Source organism: Streptomyces bullii, assembly GCF_042657145.1.
Lineage (GTDB): Bacteria > Actinomycetota > Actinomycetes > Streptomycetales > Streptomycetaceae > Streptomyces > Streptomyces bullii.
Genome location: NZ_JBHSNY010000001.1, coordinates 488545 through 509286 on the forward strand (window position 1 = coordinate 488545; position 20742 = coordinate 509286).

General features: G+C 71.8%; 19 protein-coding genes. 16 read left to right on the forward strand and 3 right to left on the reverse strand.

Features of this window, described 5'->3' with window-relative positions; translation table 11 throughout:
- The first annotated feature begins 160 nt into the window (after window positions 1-160).
- The 10 genes from ACFPZJ_RS02260 to ACFPZJ_RS02305 are packed head-to-tail and all read left to right on the forward strand — an operon-like array spanning window position 161 to window position 10049.
- Window positions 161-1582, forward strand: a complete 1422-nt coding sequence (locus tag ACFPZJ_RS02260; protein ID WP_381016363.1) for an ABC transporter substrate-binding protein — start codon at window positions 161-163, stop codon at window positions 1580-1582.
- Between the two features lie 2 nt (window positions 1583-1584).
- Window positions 1585-2466: a carbohydrate ABC transporter permease gene (locus ACFPZJ_RS02265; protein WP_381016366.1), complete on the forward strand. Its 882-nt coding sequence runs from the start codon at window positions 1585-1587 to the stop codon at window positions 2464-2466.
- Window positions 2466-3293, forward strand: coding sequence for a carbohydrate ABC transporter permease (locus ACFPZJ_RS02270; RefSeq protein WP_381017282.1), 828 nt, complete (start codon window positions 2466-2468; stop codon window positions 3291-3293). Before ACFPZJ_RS02265 ends, ACFPZJ_RS02270 begins: the two co-directional genes overlap by 1 nt.
- On the forward strand, window positions 3290-4378 hold the full coding sequence (locus tag ACFPZJ_RS02275) for an ABC transporter ATP-binding protein (protein ID WP_381016369.1): 1089 nt from the start codon (window positions 3290-3292) through the stop codon (window positions 4376-4378). Before ACFPZJ_RS02270 ends, ACFPZJ_RS02275 begins: the two co-directional genes overlap by 4 nt.
- Window positions 4375-5196 (forward strand): DeoR/GlpR family DNA-binding transcription regulator, encoded by an 822-nt coding sequence (locus ACFPZJ_RS02280; protein ID WP_381016372.1) that lies wholly within the window; start codon window positions 4375-4377, stop codon window positions 5194-5196. Before ACFPZJ_RS02275 ends, ACFPZJ_RS02280 begins: the two co-directional genes overlap by 4 nt.
- Window positions 5174-6250 carry an ABC transporter ATP-binding protein gene (locus tag ACFPZJ_RS02285; protein WP_381016375.1) on the forward strand — a complete coding sequence of 359 codons (1077 nt, stop codon included), beginning with the start codon at window positions 5174-5176 and terminating at the stop codon, window positions 6248-6250. The genes ACFPZJ_RS02280 and ACFPZJ_RS02285 overlap by 23 nt, the downstream gene beginning before the upstream one ends.
- The gene (locus ACFPZJ_RS02290; RefSeq protein ID WP_381016378.1) at window positions 6247-7290 is read left to right on the forward strand and encodes a 2-hydroxyacid dehydrogenase; all 1044 of its coding nucleotides are present in this window, start codon (window positions 6247-6249) and stop codon (window positions 7288-7290) included. Before ACFPZJ_RS02285 ends, ACFPZJ_RS02290 begins: the two co-directional genes overlap by 4 nt.
- 29 nt (window positions 7291-7319) lie before the next feature.
- Entirely contained in the window at window positions 7320-8744 is a 1425-nt protein-coding gene (locus ACFPZJ_RS02295) for an FGGY family carbohydrate kinase (RefSeq protein ID WP_381016380.1), read from the forward strand.
- A 25-nt stretch (window positions 8745-8769) separates the two neighbouring features.
- Window positions 8770-9807: a glycerophosphodiester phosphodiesterase family protein gene (locus ACFPZJ_RS02300; RefSeq protein WP_381016383.1), complete on the forward strand. Its 1038-nt coding sequence runs from the start codon at window positions 8770-8772 to the stop codon at window positions 9805-9807.
- A complete protein-coding gene (locus ACFPZJ_RS02305; protein ID WP_381016385.1) occupies window positions 9807-10049 on the forward strand; it encodes a hypothetical protein in 243 nt (80 codons plus the stop codon). Before ACFPZJ_RS02300 ends, ACFPZJ_RS02305 begins: the two co-directional genes overlap by 1 nt.
- A gap of 1 nt (window position 10050) precedes the next feature.
- Here the strand turns inward: ACFPZJ_RS02305 and ACFPZJ_RS02310 are convergent, their stop codons facing one another.
- Window positions 10051-10698 (reverse strand): mycothiol-dependent nitroreductase Rv2466c family protein, encoded by a 648-nt coding sequence (locus ACFPZJ_RS02310; protein ID WP_381016388.1) that lies wholly within the window; start codon window positions 10696-10698, stop codon window positions 10051-10053.
- A gap of 145 nt (window positions 10699-10843) precedes the next feature.
- Between ACFPZJ_RS02310 and pepN the strand changes: the two genes are divergently transcribed.
- The 5 genes from pepN (at window position 10844) to ACFPZJ_RS02335 (ending at window position 18500) form a co-directional block, all read left to right on the forward strand.
- Entirely contained in the window at window positions 10844-13420 is a 2577-nt protein-coding gene (pepN, locus tag ACFPZJ_RS02315) for an aminopeptidase N (RefSeq protein ID WP_381016390.1), read from the forward strand.
- A 201-nt stretch (window positions 13421-13621) separates the two neighbouring features.
- Window positions 13622-14659: a hypothetical protein gene (locus tag ACFPZJ_RS02320; protein ID WP_381016392.1), complete on the forward strand. Its 1038-nt coding sequence runs from the start codon at window positions 13622-13624 to the stop codon at window positions 14657-14659.
- A 108-nt stretch (window positions 14660-14767) separates the two neighbouring features.
- Window positions 14768-15232 carry an NUDIX hydrolase gene (locus ACFPZJ_RS02325; RefSeq protein WP_381016395.1) on the forward strand — a complete coding sequence of 155 codons (465 nt, stop codon included), beginning with the start codon at window positions 14768-14770 and terminating at the stop codon, window positions 15230-15232.
- 249 nt (window positions 15233-15481) lie between these two features.
- Window positions 15482-17248, forward strand: coding sequence for a TIGR03767 family metallophosphoesterase (locus tag ACFPZJ_RS02330; RefSeq protein ID WP_381016397.1), 1767 nt, complete (start codon window positions 15482-15484; stop codon window positions 17246-17248).
- A gap of 103 nt (window positions 17249-17351) precedes the next feature.
- The gene (locus ACFPZJ_RS02335; RefSeq protein WP_381016399.1) at window positions 17352-18500 is read left to right on the forward strand and encodes a serine hydrolase domain-containing protein; all 1149 of its coding nucleotides are present in this window, start codon (window positions 17352-17354) and stop codon (window positions 18498-18500) included.
- Window positions 18501-18508: 8 nt separating this feature from the next.
- Here ACFPZJ_RS02335 and ACFPZJ_RS02340 read toward each other — a convergent pair whose 3' ends face one another.
- Window positions 18509-19393, reverse strand: a complete 885-nt coding sequence (locus tag ACFPZJ_RS02340; protein WP_381016402.1) for a pyridoxamine 5'-phosphate oxidase family protein — start codon at window positions 19391-19393, stop codon at window positions 18509-18511.
- 2 nt (window positions 19394-19395) lie between these two features.
- Window positions 19396-19839: a VOC family protein gene (locus tag ACFPZJ_RS02345; protein WP_381016404.1), complete on the reverse strand. Its 444-nt coding sequence runs from the start codon at window positions 19837-19839 to the stop codon at window positions 19396-19398.
- Window positions 19840-19973: 134 nt separating this feature from the next.
- Here ACFPZJ_RS02345 and ACFPZJ_RS02350 point away from each other — a divergent pair, with 134 nt between their 5' ends.
- A complete protein-coding gene (locus tag ACFPZJ_RS02350; RefSeq protein WP_381016405.1) occupies window positions 19974-20516 on the forward strand; it encodes a CGNR zinc finger domain-containing protein in 543 nt (180 codons plus the stop codon).
- Window positions 20517-20742: the final 226 nt, after the last annotated feature.

Sequence of the window (20742 nt, forward strand, 5' to 3'; positions counted from 1 at the left end):
CACCGGCTTGTTAAGTTCTCACTCTGCCCTGAGATTTTCGGGTGCGCGAGGGATTGACGCCCAACTTCCGCCGTTCCACCCTCTGTTAACGACTCGACTCGACGTGTTAACCCCCGGACACCGGGACCGGACCGGACCGAGCCCCACGTGGAGGTCACGGATGGACACGCACGCGCACGACCGCCGACGCTTCCTCGCCCTGACCGCCGCGGCAGCCGCCGCCCCGCTGCTCACGGCCTGCGGCGCGGGCTTCGGCGGGGGCGACGACAAGAGCGACGGCTCGGCCGCCGACGACGTCACCGGCTCCTTCGACTGGAAGCGCGAGAAGGGCACCACCGTCAAGGCGCTGCTGAACAAGCACCCCTACACCGACGCGCTCCTCGCCGACCTGAAGTCCTTCACCGAGAAGACCGGCATCAAGGTCGAGTACGACGTCTTCCCCGAGGACAACTACTTCGACAAGCTCACCGTGGACCTGTCCAGCGGGCGTGCCTCCTACGACGTCTTCATGCTCGGCGCGTACATGGTGTGGCAGTACGGGCCGCCGGGCTGGCTGGAGGACCTCGGGCCCTGGATGCGCAACTCCTCCGCCACCGGCGACGAATGGGACCAGGACGACTTCTTCCCCAATCTGCTCCAGGCCGACCAGTGGTCGCTGAAGGCGGGCGCGCCGCTCGGGAAGGGCGGGCAGTACGCGCTGCCGTGGGGCTGGGAGACCAACGTCGTCGCCTACAACACCGAGGTGTTCGGCAAGCTCGGCCTGAAACCCGCCGAGACCTTCGACGAGCTGGCCGAACTCGCCGGGACCATCAAGCGCAAGGCGCCGGGCGCCGGCTTCGACGGGATGTACGGGATCGCCGTACGGGGGTCCAGGAGCTGGGCCACCATCCACCCCGGCTTCATGACGATGTACGCCCGCAACGGGCTGAAGGACTTCACGGTCGAGGGCGGGAAGCTCACCCCGGCCATGAACAGCCCCCGGGCCGTGGCGTTCACCGAGGACTGGGCGCGCATGGTCAAGCGGGGCGGGCCGCCGTCCTGGACGTCGTACACCTGGTACCAGTGCTCCAGCGATCTCGGCGCGAAGAAGGCCGGAATGCTGTTCGACGCGGACACGGCCGCCTACTTCCAGGCCGTGCAGGGCGCCAGCCCCGCCTCGGGGAAGATCGCCTTCCATCCGGGGCCGAAGGGGCCGGACGGGTCGCTCGCCACCAACATGTGGATCTGGTCGCTCGGCATGAACGCCAGGAGCAAGCGCAAGAGCGCCAGTTGGCTGTTCCTCCAGTGGGCGACCGGCAAGGAGCACCTGCGCAGGAGCGCGATCACGCACAACCACATCGACCCGGTGCGCAGGTCCGTCAGCCGGGACGGTGCCTACAAGGACAAGATGAAGGGCCTGCCCGGCTTCCTGGAGACCTTCGAGACGGTCGTCGACCACACGAGGATCCAGTTCACTCCGCAGGCCCAGTTCTTCGACGCGACGACCAGCTGGGCCGCGGCCCTCCAGGAGATCTACGGCGGCAAGGGTGCCCGGTCGGTGCTGGACGGGCTGGCGGACGACCTCGCCGGCAAGGTGGGCTAGCGATGCGGCTCGCGCTGCGCCCGTACCTGCTCGTCATTCCGGCCCTGCTGCTGACGTGCGGGATCCTGTATCCCTTCGGGCTCGGGCTGTACTACACGCTGTTCGACTTCTCGGCGAGCACACCGCAGCCCGACATGGTGCGGTTCGAGAACTACCGGACCGTCTTCACCCAGGAGGCGTTCTGGAACTCGGCCTGGGTGACCGTGCTGTACGCGGTCGGGGCCGCCGCCGTCGAGACCGTGCTGGGGGTGGCCGTCGCCCTGCTGCTGCACCGGTCGAGCCTGGTCGGGCGCATCCTGGAGAAGATCCTGATCCTGCCGCTGATGATCGCCCCGGTGATCGCCGCGATCATGTGGAAGCTGATGCTCCAGCCGTCGGTGGGGGTGGTGAACCACCTGCTGAGACCCTTCGGTCTGGGCGGGGTCCAGTGGACCGACACCCCGACCGGCGCGCTGCTGTCGTCCATCGCCGTGGACGTGTGGGTGTACACGCCGTTCGTGGCGATCCTCGCCCTGGCCGGGCTGCGGTCGCTGCCCACCTCGCCCTTCGAGGCGGCGGCCGTCGACGGCGCGGGCTGGTGGTACACCTTCCGGCGGCTGACCCTGCCGATGCTGTGGCCGTACGTGCTGGTGGCGGTGATCTTCCGGTTCATGGACTCGCTGAAGGTGTTCGACATCATCTACGCCCTCACCGAGGGCGGGCCCGGTGACTCGACCGTCGTCCTGCAGATCCGAGCGTACCTGGAGGCGATCCGCTTCCAGCGGTACTCCTTCGGGATCAGCTACACGATCGTGCTGTGGGCCGTGGTGTACCTCGCCGCGATGGTGCTGGTGCGGCATCTGGGGCGGATCCAGCGGCGGGCCGCGGAGGTGGCTGCCACGTGATGTCTCGCAAGCGGTTGTCGGGGTGGCTGGCGGACGCCGCCCTCGTCCTCTACTTCGTCTTCGCGCTGTTCCCGATCGCCTGGATGGTGATCCTGTCCCTGAAACCCGCCGACCAGCTCTTCAGCACGTACTTCTCCTTCTCCCCCACGCTCGACGGGTACCGCACGGTCCTCGGTGACAGCGAGGGCGTCCCGTTCGTGCGGTTCTTCGTCAACAGCCTGGTCGTGTCGGTGGGCGCGGTGGCGCTGTCGCTGGTGGTCGGGCTGCCGGCGGCGTACGCCTCGGCGCGGTGGCGGTTCAAGGGCTCGGACAACCTGATGTTCACGCTGCTGTCGTTCCGCTTCGCGCCGGAACTGACCGTAATCATCCCGCTGTTCGTGCTGTACCAGCAGCTCGGCCTGTTCGACACGTACGTCGGCATGGTGTGGGTGCTGCAACTCGTCACCCTGCCGCTGGTGGTGTGGATCATGCGGTCGTACTTCGCCGACCTGACGCCCGAGCTGGAGCAGGCGGCGCTGCTGGACGGCTACACCCGCAAGCAGGCCTTCTTCAGGGTGGCGCTTCCGCTGGTCAAGCCCGGTATCGCGGCCGTGTCGCTGCTCGCCTTCATCTTCGCCTGGAACAACTTCGTCTTCCCGCTCATCCTCACCTCCAACGAGGCGCAGACGGTGACCGTGGGCGCGCTGTCCTTCCTCGGCGGGGACCGGCCGAAGTACCACCTCACGGCCGCGGCGGCCCTGGTGTCCGTCGTGCCGCCGCTGCTGCTCGCGCTGACGATCCAGCGGTATCTGGTGCGGGGGCTGTCGTTCGGGGCGGTGAAGTCGTGATCCGGCTTCAGGGCGTCCGGAAGACGTACGGGAAGGTCACCGCGCTGGACGGGCTCGACCTGGAGGTGCGCGAAGGCGAGTTCTTCTGTCTGCTCGGGCCGTCCGGCGCCGGCAAGACGACCACCCTCAAGACCGTCGCCGGGCTGGAGCGGCCCGACTCCGGGACGGTCGCCCTGGACGGGCGGGACATGGCGGACGTCGAGCCGTACGACCGGGGCGTGGCCATGTGCTTCGAGAGCTACGCGCTCTACCCGCACCGCTCGGCCTACGACAACCTCGCCTCGCCGCTGCGCTCACCCCGCCACCGCCTCCCCGCCGACGAGGCGCGTCAGAGGATCGGCGCGGTCGCCGAACTCCTCGGCATTTCCGGCCTGCTGGACCGGCCGGTGGGCCGGCTGTCCAACGGTCAGCGGCAGCGTGTGGCGCTGGGCCGGGTGCTGGTCCGGCCCGCCCGCGCCTTCCTCCTCGACGAGCCCCTCTCCCACCTGGACGCCAAGCTGCGCCAGCAGATGCGGGCCGAGCTCAAGGCGATCGGCGCGATGCAGCGCACCACCACGCTGTACGTGACGCACGACTCCGTGGAGGCGCTGGCCCTCGGCGACCGGATCGGGGTCGTCCGGCAGGGGCGGATCGTGCAGACGGGCACCCGGGAGGAGATCTGGTACGAGCCCCGCGACACGGAGGTCGCGCGGGCCTTCGGCCGTCCCCGGATCAATCTGCTGCCGGGGACGGTGACGGACGGCGGCGGTTTCCGGTCGGCGGACGGGCGGGTCGAACTGCCGGTGCGGGCGCAGGCCTCGCCCGGCACCGACGTCCTGGCCGGGATACGGCCCCGCGACCTCGCGCTGCGCGGCGACGGGCACGAGCTGACCGGCACCGTGTACGTCACCGAGGTGCTCGGCCGGTCCGTCGAGGTGACCGTGCGGCTCGGCGGGCAGCGGGTCTCGCTGGTCGCGCCGCGCGCCGACGCGGCGCGCCTGCGGCCCGACGAGACGGTACGGCTGTCGCTGCGTCCTGAGAACCTGCTGCTGTTCGAGGCCGACCGGCCGGAGCGCCCAGGACGACGGATAGAGACACAGCGATGAGCAGCAGCAGCGCGCAGCAGGGACCCGCGGCCCGGCAGGCCGCGATGGCCGAACAGGTGCTGGCCGAGGGCTCGGCGACGGCGGCCGAGCTCGCCGAGCGGTTCGGGGTGAGCCTGATGACCATCCACCGCGACCTCGACGAACTCGAACGGCAGGGCATCGTACGGAAGTTCCGGGGCGGGGTGACGGCGCAGCCGTCGGGGGTCTTCGAGTCGAACGTGCAGTACCGGCTGAAGACCATGCGGGCCGAGAAGGCCGCGGTCGCCGAGCAGGCGGCGGCGCTGATAGAGCCCGGCATGGCGGTCATGCTCGACGACTCGACCTCCACCCTGGAGATAGCCCGCAGGCTGCGCCTCGGCGACGTCACCCCGCTGACGGTCGTCACCAACTTCCTGGAGGCGATCAACCTGCTGTCGGACCAGCGGGGCATCCATCTGATGGCCCTGGGCGGCGATTACGACCCGCTGCACTCTTCCTTCCTCGGGGTGTCGTGCGTGGAGGCGATCGAGCAGCTGCGGGTGGACGTGTGCTTCACGTCGACGTCGGCCGTGCACGGGGGGTACGCCTACCACCAGGAGCAGCACATCGTGTCCGTGAAGCGGGCGATGCTCGACGCGGCGGCGCGCAACGTGCTGCTGGTCGACCACACCAAGCTGGGCCGCGTCGCCCTGCACCGGGTGGTGCCGCTGTCCCGTTTCGACCTGCTCCTGGTGGACGACGGGGCGTCGGCCGAGGCACTGCGGGACCTGGACGAGCACAAGGTCGACTACCGAGTCTGCGCGACGAAGGGCCGTGATGACCGAGCTGGAGCTACGTGATCTGCGCAAGTCCTACCGTTCCCGGGGCCGCCCCGCCGTGGACGCGGTGCGCGGCCTCGACCTGAGCCTGCGCTCCGGGGAACTGCTCGGGCTGCTGGGCCCGTCCGGGTGCGGAAAGTCCACCACCCTGCGGATGATCGCCGGGCTGGAGACGGTGACCGGCGGGGACATCCTGGTCGGCGGGGCGTCGGTGGTGGACCGGCCGGCACAGCGGCGGAACATCGGGGTCGCCTTCGAGAACTACGCGCTGTATCCGCCGCTGACGGTCGCGGAGAACCTGGCGTTCGGGCTCCGGGCGCGGGGCCGCAAGGCCCGTGGCGACGTGGAGCGCACGGTGGCCGGCATCGCCGAGCGGGTCGGACTGACCGGCCTCCTGGACGCCCGCCCGGCCGGCCTGTCCAGCGGCCAGAAGCAGCGCGTCTCCCTGGCCCGCGCCCTGATCCGCGAACCGGACGTCCTCCTCCTCGACGAACCCCTGTCCCACCTGGACGCGGCCGAGCGCGACACCACGCGCCGCGAACTCAAGCGCATCCAGAAGGACCTGGGGCACACGACGATCCTGGTCACCCACGACCAGGAGGAGGCGCTCTCCCTCGCCGACCGGATCGCCGTGATGAGGGACGGCGTGATCCAGCAGCTCGGCACCCCGTACGAGATCTACGACAGCCCGGCCAACGTCTTCGTCGCGGACTTCGTCGGCGAGCCCGCGATCAACCTGCTGCCCGGGATCGGGGACGACGACGGCCACGCCCGGCTGTCCGGCTCCGTACGGATCGCGCTGCCGGTGCCGGTCGCGCCGGGGCGTGAGGTGGTCGTCGGGATCCGCCCGGAGGACCTGCGCCTGGCGCCCGACGGCCCGCCCGCCCGGGTCGTCGCCCACGAACCGCTGCTGGAGGCGGGCATCGCGACCCTCGCGCTCGACGGCGTGGAACGGCACCTGGTCGTCCTCACCGACCCCGAGGTGCGCCTCGCGCACGACGACCGCGTCCACGTCACCGCCGACCTCGACCACACCCATGTCTTCGACGCCGAGACGGGAGACTCCCTGCGATGACCGATGCGTTGACCGGTCCGGTCCATGTCGTGGCCGCCGGTGACCACTTCGTCCTGCCGTCGCTGATCACGCGCGCGGTGGGCGACGAGCTGCGCGACCGTCCCCACGCCGTGCGGGAGGTGACCCTCAGCTGGCCTCTGGAGCCGTTCGGGCCGGTGGCCGAGGTGCGTGAGGCCAGTGACGCCGAGGACGAGCTGATCGAGGCGCTGACGGGGGCGCAGGTGCTCGTGACGCAGATGGGGCCGGTCACCGAGCGGGTGCTGGCGGCCTGCCCGCAGCTGCGGCTGGTGGTGGTGTGCCGGGGCGGCCCGGTGAACGTGAACCTCGACGCGGCGAAGAACCGTGACGTGCGGGTCTGCTTCGCGCCGGGCCGCAACGCCGCCGCGACCGCCGAGTTCACCCTCGGCCTGCTGCTGGCCGTGCTGCGCCGCATCCCCCAGGCCCACGATCTGCTGGCCCGGCAGGGGAGTTGGGAGGGAGCGGCGTACTACACGTACGAGCGCAGCGGTCTGGAGCTGGAGGACCTGCCCGTCGGGCTGGTCGGCTACGGGGCCGTCGGCAGCAGGGTCGCGCGTGTGCTGTGCGCGTTCGGCGCTCGGGTGATGGTGTACGACCCGTACGTGCACGGCGACATCCACGGACTGCGCGTGCCGTCGCTGGAGGACCTGCTGCGCGCCTCCCGGGTGATCACCCTGCACGCCCGGCTCACCGACGAGACCCGCGGGCTGATCGGGGCCCGTGAACTGGCGCTGCTGCCGCGCGGGGCGGTGGTGGTGAACGCGGCCCGCGGTCCGCTGCTGGACGAGGACGCGCTGTGCGACGCGCTGGAGGGCGGGCAGGTGTCGGCGGCGGCGCTGGACACGTACGCGCGGGAGCCGCTGCCCGCGGGGGCGCGGCTGCTCGGGTTCGCCGACCGGGTGGTCCTCACCCCGCACCTGGGCGGGGCGAGCCGCGCGGTGGCGGAGAAGGCGGCCCGGATCGCCGCCGAGGAGGTCGGGCGCTGGGCGCGCGGGGACCGGCTGGCGCACTGCCTGACCTGAGGAGCCGTACGAGCCCGGAGGAGGGCGTCATGTACGTCGGTATCGATGTGGGCACGTCCATGGTCAAGGCGGCGGCCTTCGACGGCACGGGCCGGGAACGGGCCGTCGCCGCGCGCCCGGTGGGCCTCGCGCTGCACGGCGGGGTGGTCGAGCAGGACATGGAGAAGGTGTACGCGGCGGTCGTCGCCGTGCTGGAGGAGCTGACGCGGCGGGTGCCGGAGCCGGTGGAGCTGGCCGGGCTGACCGGGCAGGGCGACGGGGTGTGGCTGGTGGACGGTGAGGGCCGGCCGGTGCGGCCCGCCGCCTCCTGGATGGACGGGCGGGCGCACGAGCTGGTCGGGCGGTGGCTGGCGGACGGCACGTTCGAGACGGTGTTCCGGCGCACCGGCAGCGCCATGTTCCCGGGCTGCCCGGGCCCGCTGCTGGCCTGGCTGGACCGGCACGAACCGAAGGCGCTGGACACCGCCGAAGCGGCCCTGTACTGCAAGGACATGGTGTTCCGGCGGCTGACCGGCGCTCCGGCGACGACGGATGTGTCGGACGCGTCGATGCCGTTCCTCGACCCGCGGACGCGGACGTACGACAACCGGGTCGTGGAGCTGCTCGGCCTCACGCACCGCCGGCGGCTGCTCGCCCCGGTCAGCGACCCGGTCGCGACGGCCGAGACGCGCGGTGAGGGCCTGCCGGCCGGCACCCGGATCGCGAACGGGCCGTACGATCTGCCGGCCTGTGCGCTGGGCGCCGGGGTGACGGCTCCCGGTGACGGGCTGCTGATCGTCGGGACGTGTCTGGCCAGTCTGGTCGCCACGACGGAGCTGGACCTGAGCGGCGAGCCGGCCGGTCTGTACATCTCCACGGACCGGCCCGGCCACTGGCTGCGCGCCATGCCCGCGATGGTCGGCACGGCGGCCCTGGACTGGGTGCTGTCCACGACGGGCGTGCCGCACGCGGAGGTGGACGGGCTGCTGGCGGACACCCCGCCCGGCGCGCACGGTGTGCGCGTCCTGCCGTACTTCGCGCCCTCCGGGGAACGCGCCCCCTTCGTCGAGCCCCGGCTGCGCGCCGAACTCACCGGCGTGTCCCTGGAGTCCAGCAAGGGCGACCTGGTCCGCGCCACCTGCGAGGGCATCGGTTACGCCGCCCGCCACTGCCTGGACGCCGCCGGGCTGACCGGGAGCCTGGCCGTGTGCGGCGGCGGGACCCGCTCCGCCGCCTGGATGCGGCTGCTCGCCGACGTGCTGGGCCGGCCGCTGCGGGTCGTCGAGGGCGAGGTCGGCGCGCGGGGAGCGGTACTCGCGGCAGCCGAGCGGTACGGCATTCCGCTGGACGCGAAGGCCTGGACCGAGCCCACGGCAGTCGTCGAGCCGGACCCCGGCCGGGCCGCGTACTACGCGAAGGGATACCGGGAGCACTTGACCCGCCTGGACCAGGCGCGGGCACGGGCGCGCGCCTGACCGGCCTCTCACGAAGGGGAGTTGTATGCAGCTCGGACGGAGATCGCTGCTGCTCGCGGCGGCCGGTGGTGCGGTGGGCGCGGCCGTGCCCGGGACGGCGGCCGGGGAGGCCGGCGGGAGACGGGTCCCGCTGGTCATCGGCCATCGGGGCGCGGCCGGCTGGCGCCCGGAGCACACGGCGTCCTCGTACACGTACGCCGTGCAGACGGGCGCCGACTGGATCGAGCCGGATCTGGTGCCGACGAAGGACCATGTGCTGGTGGTCCGGCACGAGAACGAGATCTCGCAGACGACGGACGTGGCCCGCCGGCAGGAGTTCGCCGACCGCCGCACCACGAAGACGGTGGACGGGCGGCCGGTGACCGGCTGGTTCACGGAGGACTTCACGCTGGCGGAGCTGAAGACGCTGCGGGCGGTGGAGCGCCTGCCGCTGGTCCGCAACCGCAACACGGTCTTCGACGGCCGCGAGGAGGTGCTCACCTTCCAGGAGGTGGTCGACCTGGCACGGAAGCTGTCGGCGGCACACGGCCGGACGGTCGCGGTTTTCCCGGAGACCAAGCACCCGACGTACTTCCGTTCGATCGGCCTGCCGTTGGAGCCGAAGCTGGCGGCCGCGATCCGCCGCAACCGTCTCGGCCCCCGCGAGTGCGTCGTGCAGTCCTTCGAGCCGACGAGCCTGAAGCGCATGACGGGCCTGGGCGTGCCGCTGTGGCAGGCGCTGGGGACGACGGGCGGGCCGTACGACGTGCCGTCGGTGACCTACCGGGACATGATGACGCCGGCGGGCCTGACGCGGATCGCGCGGTACGCGGACTGGATCGGCCCCGACAAGTCGTCGCTCGTCGGCACCTCCCTCCTCGCCGACGCGCACGCCTCGGGCCTGCGGGTCGGCCCGTACACCTTCCGCGCGGAGAACCAGTTCCTGCCCGCGGACCTCCGGCGCGGTAGCGGACCGGCCGATTTCGGGGACGCGTTCGCGGAGTGCGCGCTGTACTACCGGCTGGGAGTCGACGCAGTCGTGACGGACTTCCCGGATCTGGCGGTGCTGGCGAGGAGGGACTGATGAGGACACGCACACTGTCGTGCCCCACCTGCGGGACCATGCAGGAATTCCGGCTGCTCAACGACGAGGAGAGGGCGGCGCTGCGCGCGGAGCACGGCGACCGGTACTACGTGGACTGGTACTGGCGCTGCACCGCCAAGGGCTGTCTGTCGTACTACCGCCACCTGAAGATGAGCGACGGGGGTCTCCTCCCCGAGAGGTTCCGCGAGGAGGAGCAGGAGGAGACCGCCGGCCCTCGTTGATCTACAGGTTGCTGAAGTCCGGGCCCTTGGTACGGGTGCGCTTGATCTCGTAGAAGCCGGGGACCGAGGCTACGGCGAGGGCGCCGTCCCACAGGCGGGCGGCCTCCTCGCCCTTGGGGGCGGGGGTGACGACCGGGCCGAAGAAGGCGATCTGCTCGCCGTCGGGGCCGGGCACGGCGATGACCGGGGTGCCGACGTCCTGGCCGACCTTCTCGATGCCTTCCTTGTGGGAGGCGCGCAGCTGCTCCTCGTACGGGGTGTCGTCCCAGTGGTCCATCAGCGACGCGGGCAGGCCGACGTCCTTCAGGGCGGCGGCGACGGTGTCCTTCCCCGGGCCCTGGCCCAGGTTGTGGATGCGGGTGCCGAGCGCGGTGTAGAGGTCGCCGAGGACTTCGGCGCCGTGCTCCTCCTGGGCCGCGATGACGATCCGGACGGGACCCCACGCCTTGGTCTCGAGCAGCTCGCGGTACTCCTCGGGCAGTTCGTCGAGCTTGTCCTCGTTGAGGACGGCGAGGCTCATCACATGCCAGCGGACCTCGATGTCCCGCAGCTTTTCCACCTCCAGCACCCAGCGCGAGGTCATCCAGGCCCAGGGGCACAGCGGGTCGAACCAGAAGTCGACCGGGGTGGCGGGGGTCTTGTCCGACATGTCTCTCCTCATGGGTCAGGGTCTCTGAGGAGAACACCGCTGGTCGGCCCGGCCATTCCCGGCTGCCCCAGGTCAGGGGCGCATGGCAGGATCGGTGCTGTTCAGCCGTAGCGACGACATCCACGACGTATGAGGGAGCGCGCCCGTGCCCGGTGAGAATCTGTCCCGCGACGAGGCCCGGGAGCGGGCCGCCCTGCTGTCCGTCGACGGGTACGAGGTGTCCCTCGACCTCAGGTCCGCGGTCGGCGAGGACAGCGGTGACGGGCCCCGTACGTTCCGCTCCGTCACCACGATCCGCTTCCGCTGCAACGAGCCGGGCGCGGCCACCTTCGCGGACCTCGTCGCACCGAGCGTGACGTCCGTCACCCTCAACGGCCGGGATCTCGACCCCGGGCAGGTCTTCGACGGCTCCCGGATCCTGCTGGAGGACCTGGCCGCCGACAACGAGCTGGTGGTCGACGCCCGGTGCGCCTACTCCCGCACCGGCGAGGGCCTGCACCGCTTCGTCGACCCGGAGGACGGCGAGGTGTACCTGTACACGCAGTACGAGCCGGCCGACGCGCGCCGGGTGTTCGCCAACTTCGAGCAGCCGGACCTCAAGGCCCCGTTCCGCTTCGAGGTGCGGGCGCCCGGGGGGTGGACGGTGTGGAGCAACGGCGTCGGTGAACGCGCCGACGGGGTCTGGCGGTTCGCGGAGACCAAGCCGATCTCGACGTACATCACGTGCGTGGTGGCGGGCCCGTACCACTACGTGACCGACACCTACGAGCGGACCCTCCCGGACGGCACGCGGCTGGAGATCCCGCTCGGCGCGCTGTGCCGCAAGGGTCTCGCCCCGCACTTCGACGCCGACGACGTCTTCCTGGTCACCAAGCAGGGCCTGGACTTCTTCCACGACCACTTCGACTACCCGTACCCGTTCGGCAAGTACGACCAGGCCTTCGTGCCCGAGTACAACCTGGGGGCGATGGAGAACCCGGGTCTGGTGACCTTCCGGGAGGAGTACATCTTCCGGGGCAAGGTGACGCGGGCCTCCTACGAGGGCCGGGCCAACGTCGTGCTGCACGAGATGGCGCACATGTGGTTCGGCGACCTGGTCACCATGGAGTGGTGGGACGACCTGTGGCTGAAGGAGTCCTTCGCCGACTTCATGGGCGCGTTCTCCCTGGTCGGTGCGACACGGTTCAAGGACGGCTGGATCACCTTCGCCAACCGGCGCAAGGCGTGGGCGTACCGCGCGGACCAACTGCCCTCCACGCATCCGATCACCGCGGACATCCGCGACCTGCAGGACGCCAAGCTGAACTTCGACGGCATCACCTACGCCAAGGGCGCCTCCGTGCTCAAGCAGCTGGTGGCGTACGTCGGCCAGGACGCCTTCCTGGAGGGCGCCCGCCGCTACTTCAAGCGGCACGCGTACGGCAACACCCGGCTCGGCGACCTGCTGTCGGTGCTGGAGGAGACCAGCGGGCGGGACATGGGGGCGTGGGCGCGGTCCTGGCTCCAGACGGCCGGTGTGAACTCCCTGACGCCGCAGGTGCTGCTGACCGCCGACGGCCGTGTCGACGAGCTGGCGGTGGTGCAGGAGGCCGCCGAATCGCACCCCGAGCTGCGGCCGCACCGGGTCGCAATCGGCCTGTACGGGCTCACGGACAGCGGGACGCTGGAGCGGTACGCGCGCGCCGAGGTGGACGTCGACGGTTCGCGGACGGTGGTGGCGGAGCTGGCCGGCACCCGCGCGCCCGAGCTGGTGCTGGTCAACGACGACGACCTCACCTACTGCAAGACGCGCTTCGACACGACCTCGCTGGCCACGCTGCGCGAGCACCTGGGCTCGACGACCGACCCGCTGGCCCGCGCCCTGTGCTGGTCGGCGCTGTGGAACATGACCCGGGATGCGCTGCTGCCGGCGCGGGACTTCGTGGACCTGGTGCTGCGGTTCGCGGGCCGCGAGTCGGACATCGGAGTGCTGCAGATGCTGCACGCCTGGGCGAACTCGGCGCTGGTGCACTACGCCGCCCCCGAGTGGCGTGCGACCGGCGAGCGGCTGCTGGCGGAGGGCGCGCTGCGTGAGCTGCGGGCCGCCGAGCCGGGCAGCGAGCAGCAGCTGGCGTGGGCGCGGTTCTTCGCGACGGTGGCGTCGGCGCCCGCCGACCTGGAGCTGCTGCGGGGGCTGCTGGACGGCACGGCGAAGGTCGACGGGCTGGAGGTGGACCAGGAGCTGCGCTGGGCGTTCCTGGAGCCGCTGGCCGCGCACGGGGTGGCGGACGAGGCCGTGCTGGCCGCCGAACTGGCCCGCGACGACACGGCGTCCGGCAAGCGCCACCAGGTGCGCTGCCTGGCGGCCCGGCCGTCGCAGGCGGTCAAGGCACAGGCGTGGGCGCAGGTCGTGGAGTCCGACCAGCTCTCCAACGCGCTGGTGGAGGCCACGATCGCGGGCTTCGCGCAGTCCTCGCAGCGCCAGCTGCTCGCGCCGTACACGCAGAAGTACTTCGCGGCGATCGAGCGGGTGTGGACCGAGCGGTCGATCCAGATCGGCATGGACGTGGTGCGCGGGCTGTTCCCGGCGCTCCAGGACTCGCCGGAGACGCTGGCTGCGACGGACGCGTGGCTGGCCGCGCACGAGGACGCGGCGCCGGCGCTGCGCCGCCTGGTCCTGGAGGCGCGGGACGACCTCGCACGGGCGCTGCGCGGACAGGCGTGCGACGCGGCGGCCGTCTGACCAGCAGCTTTGGCCTGAGCTTGGGCCGCTGGTGACCGTTACGAAATTCAGGCAATGAGGCCGTAACCCCTGGTCCCCACCCGATCGGACCAGGGGTTTTCGGCATCCGAACACGCGTCCTTTAGTGCGGGCTTGTCCGCCTTTGTCGACAGGCGTGTAACAGGGGTTAAAAGAGGGATCGAGTGCGGGAAATGCCGGGACATGAACCACAACACCCCGCTCTCCCCCCGCCCCCTCCACCACCTGCCCCACGGCCTGCGCCGTGTGATGACCGTGGCGCAGCTGCGTTCGCACGGCGTCCCGGCCGCGGAGACGACCGATCGGTGCCGTCCCGGCGGGCCCTGGCAGCAGCTCCTCCCGGGCGTCGTCCTGCTCCATCCGGGCCCGCCGGTCAGTGATGAGCGGCTGCACGCGGTCCTGCTGTACGCGGCGCGGGAGCGGGGCACCGGGGTTCCGGCGCAGCCCGGCGCGGACGAGGCGCCCGCCCCGGCCTACGCCGACGCCATGATCACCGGGCTCGCGGCGCTGACGCTGCACGGTTTCGCCTCGGCTCCCCCGCTGCCGTCCCTGGACACGATCGACGTCCTGGTGCCACGGCTGCGGCGGCTGCGCTCGACGGGCTGCGCGCGCATCGTGCGCGCTCCGTCGCTGCCGGCCCCGGAGCAGGTCACCGGCCTGCCGGTGGCTCCGGTGCCGCGTGCGCTGGCCGACGCGGTGGCGGAGCTGGAGGACGCGGGCACGGTGCACCGTCTGCTGACGGAGGCGGTGCGCGGCGGACACTGCGAACCTACGGCGGTGGTGCGTGAGTTGACGCAGGCGCGGCTGCTGAGCCGTCCGCACGTGGTGGACGCGGTGGACTCCCTGCTGGCCGAGGGCCGGGCGATCGCGGAGGACCGGCTGTACCGGATGGTGCGCGAGTACGGTCTGCCCGACCCGCTGTGGAACGTCGAGCTGCGGCTGCCCGGCGGCCCGTGCCTCGGCGGTCTGGACGCCTACTGGCCGGAGCAGGCGGTGGCGGTGGAGCTGGACGTGCGGGCGCCGCGTCCGCAGGACGACGAGCGGTGGTCGGAGTACGTCCGCAAGCGCGAGCACCTGGAACGGCTGGGCATCACGGTCGTCCACATCACCCCGAGGAAGCTGCGCGACGCGATGGAACAACAGGCCGCGGTGGTCCGTACGGCCCTGATGGCGTCCGACGACCGGGAGCCCGCCGCGTACGTCGTGGTGCTGCCCCGATAGTGACGGGCGGGAGGGCGTCAGGAGGGGAGCGGAGGGGCCGCCACCGGTTCGGGGCGGCCCCTCCGCGTGGGTCTGCCGCCGGGGGCGTCGTCCGGGTAATGTCCGGCAATGCGACAGGAGTTGAGGGTGGCGGCCTACGCCGTGTGCGTGCGCGACGGACAGATCCTGCTGGCCCGGTGGGTGGCCCGGGACGGCACCAGGCGCTGGACCCTGCCGGGTGGGGGCATGGAGCACGGTGAGGATCCGTACGACACGGTCGTCCGCGAGGGCGAGGAGGAGACCGGCTACGCGGTCGATCCGGTCGCGCTCCTCGGCGTCGACTCCGTCAAGCGGCTCTACCCCCGCCGCTTCGGCGCCCCCGCCGACCTCCACGGCCTGCGCCTGTTCTACGAGGCCCGCATCACGGGCGGCGAACTGCGGTACGAGACCGACGGCTCCACCGACATGGCCGCCTGGCACGACCTGGCCGCCGTCCCCGATCTGGACCGGGCCGGACTGGTCGACGTGGGGCTGCGGCTGTGGCGCGAGCGGCCCGCCGTGGGACGCGTGACGGACCTCGGGGAACACAGGTAGGAACGGCTGCCGAGCGGTTCCGGTACCCCGCCAGGTGAACGCGGAGCAACCGGCTCCCGGACGCTTCGGGAGCGACCGACGACACACCGGGTGGCCCAAGATCCACGTACGGTGATCGGCGCTGCGCGTTGCCGCCGCGTTCACGCACAGGTCATTCCCGATGCCAACGATCCAGTACGAGCGGGACGTTCGCCCGGCGGGCGGCCCGCGACCACTGCCGACGCGTTTCGCACTCGGGGAGACAAGCGCATGTCGCGCACACGCTCAGTCGCCGGCTCCGCACTCGGGATCCACCGTCGTTCCGTCCTCGCCGCCACCGGAGCGGTCGCCCTGTCCGCGGGCGTCGGGCACGCGCTGCGGCCCAGCGACAGCCAGGCCGCCACCAACACCGCCGCCACCGAGGCGCACGGGTCCGTGCTCGCCTCCTCGCGGCAGGCACCGGCCGCGCCGCTCGCCCCGTACACCAAGGGCACCACCCTCGCCTCCGTCGCCGCCCCGCGCGGCAGCGCCGGCTACCGCCGCCTCGGTGACGGTCCCGGCTGGGAACGGGTCGTGCGCGCCGAACTGGCCGCGCCCCGGTCGGGCCGCGCGGGCCGCCGTACGGCGCTCGCCGCGTTCGTGCAGCTCACCGACCTGCACATCATCGACGCGCAGCATCCGCTGCGCCTGGAGTACCTGCGTTCGGCCGACGCGCACGCCTGGCGGCCGCAGGAGGCGCTGACCGTGCAGGGCGCGATCGCGCTCGTGGAGCGGATCAACGCGCTGCGCGGCGCCCCCGTCACCGGTTCCCCGCTGCACTTCGCCATGACCACCGGCGACAACACGGACAACAACGCCCGGTCCGAGCTGGAGTGGTTCCTGACGGTCATGAGCGGCGGCCGGATCACCCCCAACTCCGGGGACCCGCGCCACTACGAGGGCGTCCAGAACAGCGGCCTGAAGCTGTACTGGCAGCCCGACGCGGCCGTGCGCGACGCCGACAAGCAGCTCGGCTTCCCGCACCTGGACGGTTTCCTGCGGGCCGCGATCCGCGAGGTCCGCAGCCCCGGTCTCAACCTGCCCTGGTACTCGACGGTCGGCAACCACGACTCCCTGCCGCTCGGCTGCTACGCCTCGCACGGCGACTCCTACCTCACCGAACTCGCCATCGGCGGTAAGAAGCTGATGAGCCTGCCCGCGGCGGAGGCGAAGAAGCTCCAGGACGCCATCAAGAACGCCACGGACCCGCGCGGAGTGCGGTACGCCGACTTCCTCAGGGCACACGCCCGGAACATGCGCTCGGTCACGCCCGACGAGAAGCGCGCCCCCTTCACGCCCGCCGAGTACCTCAAGGCCCATCTCGACCCGGCTCACCGGGGCCTCGGCCCGGTCGGCCACGGCTACTCCTCCGCCAACCTCGACGCGGGCACCCAGTACTACGCCTTCCGCATCGCCGACGACGTCCTCGGCATCAGCCTCGACACCACCGACCCGGGCGGCCACTACGAAGGCTCCGTCGGCACCGCCCAGCTGAGGTGGCTGGAGAAGACGCTGCGGCTGAACAAGGACGCGTACGCGGTGATCTTCAGTCACCACACCAGCAAGACGATGCGCAACACCCGGCCCGACCCGGCCCGCCCCGACGAGCGCCGGCACAACGGGCAGGAGGTGCTCGCCCTGCTCGGCCGGCACCGCAACGTGCTCGCCTGGGTGAACGGCCACATCCACCGCAACGCCATCACCCCGCACACCGGGCCCGGCGGCCGCTCCTTCTGGGAGATCTCCACGGCCTCCCACGTCGACCACCCCCAGCTGGCCCGGGTCATCGAGATCGCGGACAACAAGGACGGCACGCTGTCGCTGTTCACCACGCTCGTGGAGTCCTCGGCCCCGCACCGCACGGACTTCGCCGACCTCTCCCAGACCGGCCTGGCGGCCCTGTACCGCGAGCTGTCGTACAACGCGCCGGGCGGCAGCACCGGGCTGGGCGGCGACCCGGAGGACCGCAACACCGAGCTCCTGCTGAAGAAGAGCTGAAAGCAGCTCAACCACCACAGGGCACCTCAACCCCCGCACCACACGGCGGGTCTCTCCCCCCGACCACGCTCAACGGGAGCGATCGGAGCAGGGGGAGGACGACATGACCGTACGGGTGCGAAGAGCGCTGGTGGCGGTGACGGCCGTCGCGCTGTCGGCCGCGCTGGCGGGTCCGGCCGGCGCGGCCGGACCCGCCGCCGGACAGGGCGGCCACGAGGCGACCCGGCAGGCGATGAAGGCCGCCGTCGAGGACGGTGTGCCCGGCGTCACGGCGACCGCCCGCGACGCGCGGGGCACCTGGTCGGCCACCGAGGGCGTCGGCGACGTCAGGACGGGCGAGCCGCGTTCGGCGCGGGACCGCTACCGCGTCGGCAGCATCACCAAGACGTTCGTGGCCACCGTGCTGCTGCAACTGGAGGCCGAGGGGCGCCTCTCGCTGGACGACACGGTGGAGAAGTGGCTGCCGGGAGTGGTGCGCGGCAACGGCCACGACGGCAGCCGGATCACCCTCCGCCAGTTGCTGAACCACACGAGCGGCATCTCCAACTACACGGCGGACGAGGACTTCGGCCGCAGGTACTTCCTCAAGGACGGCTTCTTCGAGCACCGCTACGACACGCTGTCGCCCGAGGACCTGGTCGGGATCGCCATGTCCCACAAGCCGGACTTCGAGCCGGGCACGTCCTGGAACTACTCCAACACCAACTACGTCCTGGCCGGTCTGGTGATCGAGAAGGCCACCGGCCGGCCGTACGGAGAGGAAGTGCGCCGCCGCGTCATCGCCCCGCTGGACCTGGACGCGACCTCGGTCCCGGGCACGCGGGTCACCGTCCCGCGGCCCAGCAGCCGCGCCTACTCCAAGCTGTCGGAGACGACGACGGGCCCGACGTACGACGTCACGAGACTCAACCCGTCGCTCGCCTACGCGGCCGGCGAGATGATCTCCAACTCGTCCGACCTCAACCGGTTCTACACGGCCCTGTTCCGCGGCCGTCTGCTGCCCGCCAAGCAGCTGGCCGAGATGACGGACACGGTGCCCCTGGACAAGGACAACGCCTACGGTCTCGGCCTGCAAAGGACCAGGCTCAGCTGCGGCGTGAACGTCTGGGGCCACGGCGGCGGCATCCACGGCTCCATATCCGACGCGGTCACGACCCGGGACGGCCGCCACTCGCTGGCCTTCAACTTCAACGGCGACTGGTCCGGAGACACGGCGGCGGTCATCGAGGCGGAGTACTGCGGCAGCAGGTGAGCCGTGCGTCAGCCCGGCGGGTCCGGGTTGGCGGGCGAGAACTCCGGCGGGGACCAGCGCAGCGGTACGGCGGACGGGGTCTCGACGACCTCTTCGACGGTGAAGCGGACCCGGCGCTCCCCGTCCGCCCCGAACTCCGTGCGCGCCTCACCGGTGAGCTGAAGGGCCGTGCCCGTCGCCCAGTCCAGGAACAGCAGGCCCGCGCGCGGGTCCGCCGCCAGGTTGCCCAGGGTGAGAAACATGGCGTTCCCCGCGTAGTCACGCCAGCTCAGCTCACGCGGGGAGTCGACGCGGACGAAGCCGGGGTTGCCGCCGCGGTGGCTGGCGTCGGCGCCGCCGTCGTGCACGGAGGCGACGAAGAAGGTGTCGGCGGCCCGGACGAACGCGGCCTGGGCCGCCGACAGTTCGCCGCCGCGGCCGGGCTGCCCGGGGGTCCGCTCGACGGTCTCGTACGAGTGTCTCCTCTGGAGGTACTTGGGACAGTTGGAGAACACCTGGTCCGCCTCGACGGCGAAGCCCCGGGCCGTGCGGCGGAGCCGGCCGTTGAGGCGCATACGGCGGCGGGTGCGCGGGTCCAGGGCGATCGTGCCGACGGAGGTGCCCGGCGTGGTGAGGGCTGCGGCGAGCGGGTCGGTGGGCCGCGTCCCGCCGGTCACCGACATCTGCCGGGGTCCCGTGGCCCGTACGAAGCCGGGTGTGCCGGTGAGCGCGGAGGCCCACACCCGGCCCGTCGCCGGGTCGGCGGCGCCGACCACCAGCAGGGGCTGGAGTTCCAGGAAGGCCGCGGCCACGGGTTTGATGCCCTGGCCGATGGAGCGGCCGACGTGGTCGGCGGCCGCGCGGACGCCGACCCGGTCCTGCACCGCGCGCGAGCCCCTGTGGTAGACGCCCACGATTAGAAGAAGCCGCAGGTCGGAGCGGACTGGCTGGGCGCCGGCGCCCCCTGCGCGCCGCTGTGCACCGAGATCTCCAGGCGGGTGCCGTCGGGGTCGTGGAAGAAGATGCCGCCGGAGGCCGCGCCCTCGTGGTGGGCGACCACACCGTCGTACGCGAAGTCGACGCCGTAGGCACGCAGGGCCGTCTCGTACTCCCGGACCCGGTCCAGCGAGTCCGCCGCGAAGGCGAGGTGGTGCAGCCCGGCGCGGTCGGCGGCGTACGGCTCACCCGCCTGCTGCCAGAGCGTGAGCAGCAGGTGATCGCCGTCGCCGAGGAACGCGTACCGCCTGTCCTCCTCCTTGCCCTCGCCGATCAGCGCGAAGCCCAGCACGTCCCGGTAGAAGGCGAGCGAGCGGTCGAGGTCGGTGACGTTGAGGCCGATGTGGCCGGTGCGCAGGGTCATGACTGCTCCTGGAGGGTCGGTCGGTGGATGTGGAGGTCTGCGAATCTAACCGGTGTCATGCACGTTAGAGGTTAGGTCCCTGGCGAGTCAACCGGTCACGTACCCTTGAGTGGTTAGCCCCGAAGGGAGTCCGCATGCCCGCCCCGCAGGACCCGCGTCCGCTCACCGGTGAACCCCTCGCCCTCGACCTGCTCAACACGCGGTGGATGAGGGAGGGCGCCGCACAGGACCTGCTCACGGACACCGACGGGCTGGCGGTCTGGCTGCGCACCAACGGGCTCGACGGCCGCTTCACCGCCGACGCGACGACCCTGCGCCACGTCCTGCAGGCGCGGGACGCCCTGCGCAGGGCCGTGGACGGGTCCCTGGAGGAGGGCGCCGGGCCCGTGGACGCCGTGCTCGCGCACGGGCGCATCCGCGCCACCCTCACCGCCGACGGGCCGGGCGAGGAGGCCGAGTTCGACGACGACTCCTGGGGGCCGGCCTGGCTCGCCGCCCGCGACTACCTGGACCTGCTGAGCACCGCGCCCGACCGGATCCGCGCCTGCGCCCACGAGGCGTGCGTCCTGCACTTCTTCGACACCTCGCGCAACGGCACCCGCCGCTGGTGCTCCATGGCGGCCTGCGGCAACCGCGCCAAGGCGTCCCGGCACTACGCGCGCACCAAGGACGCCTGACGGCGAGGACGGCGCTTTACCCGGCTACGGCAGCCGTGGGCGACTTGCCCGCTTCGGGGCTCATCTCCCCCAAGGGCATAGGGGGTTTTCCCCATACATCCATTTCGATTCGGCCAACTCTCCCCAAACAATCGCCCCTTGCGTAAAGCTGAGCGATCGTCCGGGGCCACGTCCCGGACCGTTGCGGCCAGGACCGATCGGCCCCGGTCGCTCACCGCTCGTTCCT

Excerpts from the sequence above, each read along its gene's own strand:
- ACFPZJ_RS02260 (WP_381016363.1), top strand. The coding sequence starts at position 161 with ATGGACACGCACGCGCACGACCGCCGACGCTTCCTCGCCCTGACCGCC.
- ACFPZJ_RS02265 (WP_381016366.1), top strand. The coding sequence starts at position 1,585 with ATGCGGCTCGCGCTGCGCCCGTACCTGCTCGTCATTCCGGCCCTGCTG.
- ACFPZJ_RS02270 (WP_381017282.1), top strand. The coding sequence starts at position 2,466 with ATGTCTCGCAAGCGGTTGTCGGGGTGGCTGGCGGACGCCGCCCTCGTC.
- ACFPZJ_RS02280 (WP_381016372.1), top strand. The coding sequence starts at position 4,375 with ATGAGCAGCAGCAGCGCGCAGCAGGGACCCGCGGCCCGGCAGGCCGCG.
- ACFPZJ_RS02285 (WP_381016375.1), top strand. The coding sequence starts at position 5,174 with ATGACCGAGCTGGAGCTACGTGATCTGCGCAAGTCCTACCGTTCCCGG.
- ACFPZJ_RS02290 (WP_381016378.1), top strand. The coding sequence starts at position 6,247 with ATGACCGATGCGTTGACCGGTCCGGTCCATGTCGTGGCCGCCGGTGAC.
- ACFPZJ_RS02295 (WP_381016380.1), top strand. The coding sequence starts at position 7,320 with ATGTACGTCGGTATCGATGTGGGCACGTCCATGGTCAAGGCGGCGGCC.
- ACFPZJ_RS02300 (WP_381016383.1), top strand. The coding sequence starts at position 8,770 with ATGCAGCTCGGACGGAGATCGCTGCTGCTCGCGGCGGCCGGTGGTGCG.
- ACFPZJ_RS02305 (WP_381016385.1), top strand. The coding sequence starts at position 9,807 with ATGAGGACACGCACACTGTCGTGCCCCACCTGCGGGACCATGCAGGAA.
- ACFPZJ_RS02310 (WP_381016388.1), bottom strand. The coding sequence starts at position 10,698 with ATGTCGGACAAGACCCCCGCCACCCCGGTCGACTTCTGGTTCGACCCG.
- ACFPZJ_RS02320 (WP_381016392.1), top strand. The coding sequence starts at position 13,622 with ATGAACCACAACACCCCGCTCTCCCCCCGCCCCCTCCACCACCTGCCC.
- ACFPZJ_RS02325 (WP_381016395.1), top strand. The coding sequence starts at position 14,768 with ATGCGACAGGAGTTGAGGGTGGCGGCCTACGCCGTGTGCGTGCGCGAC.
- ACFPZJ_RS02330 (WP_381016397.1), top strand. The coding sequence starts at position 15,482 with ATGTCGCGCACACGCTCAGTCGCCGGCTCCGCACTCGGGATCCACCGT.
- ACFPZJ_RS02335 (WP_381016399.1), top strand. The coding sequence starts at position 17,352 with ATGACCGTACGGGTGCGAAGAGCGCTGGTGGCGGTGACGGCCGTCGCG.
- ACFPZJ_RS02345 (WP_381016404.1), bottom strand. The coding sequence starts at position 19,839 with ATGACCCTGCGCACCGGCCACATCGGCCTCAACGTCACCGACCTCGAC.
- ACFPZJ_RS02350 (WP_381016405.1), top strand. The coding sequence starts at position 19,974 with ATGCCCGCCCCGCAGGACCCGCGTCCGCTCACCGGTGAACCCCTCGCC.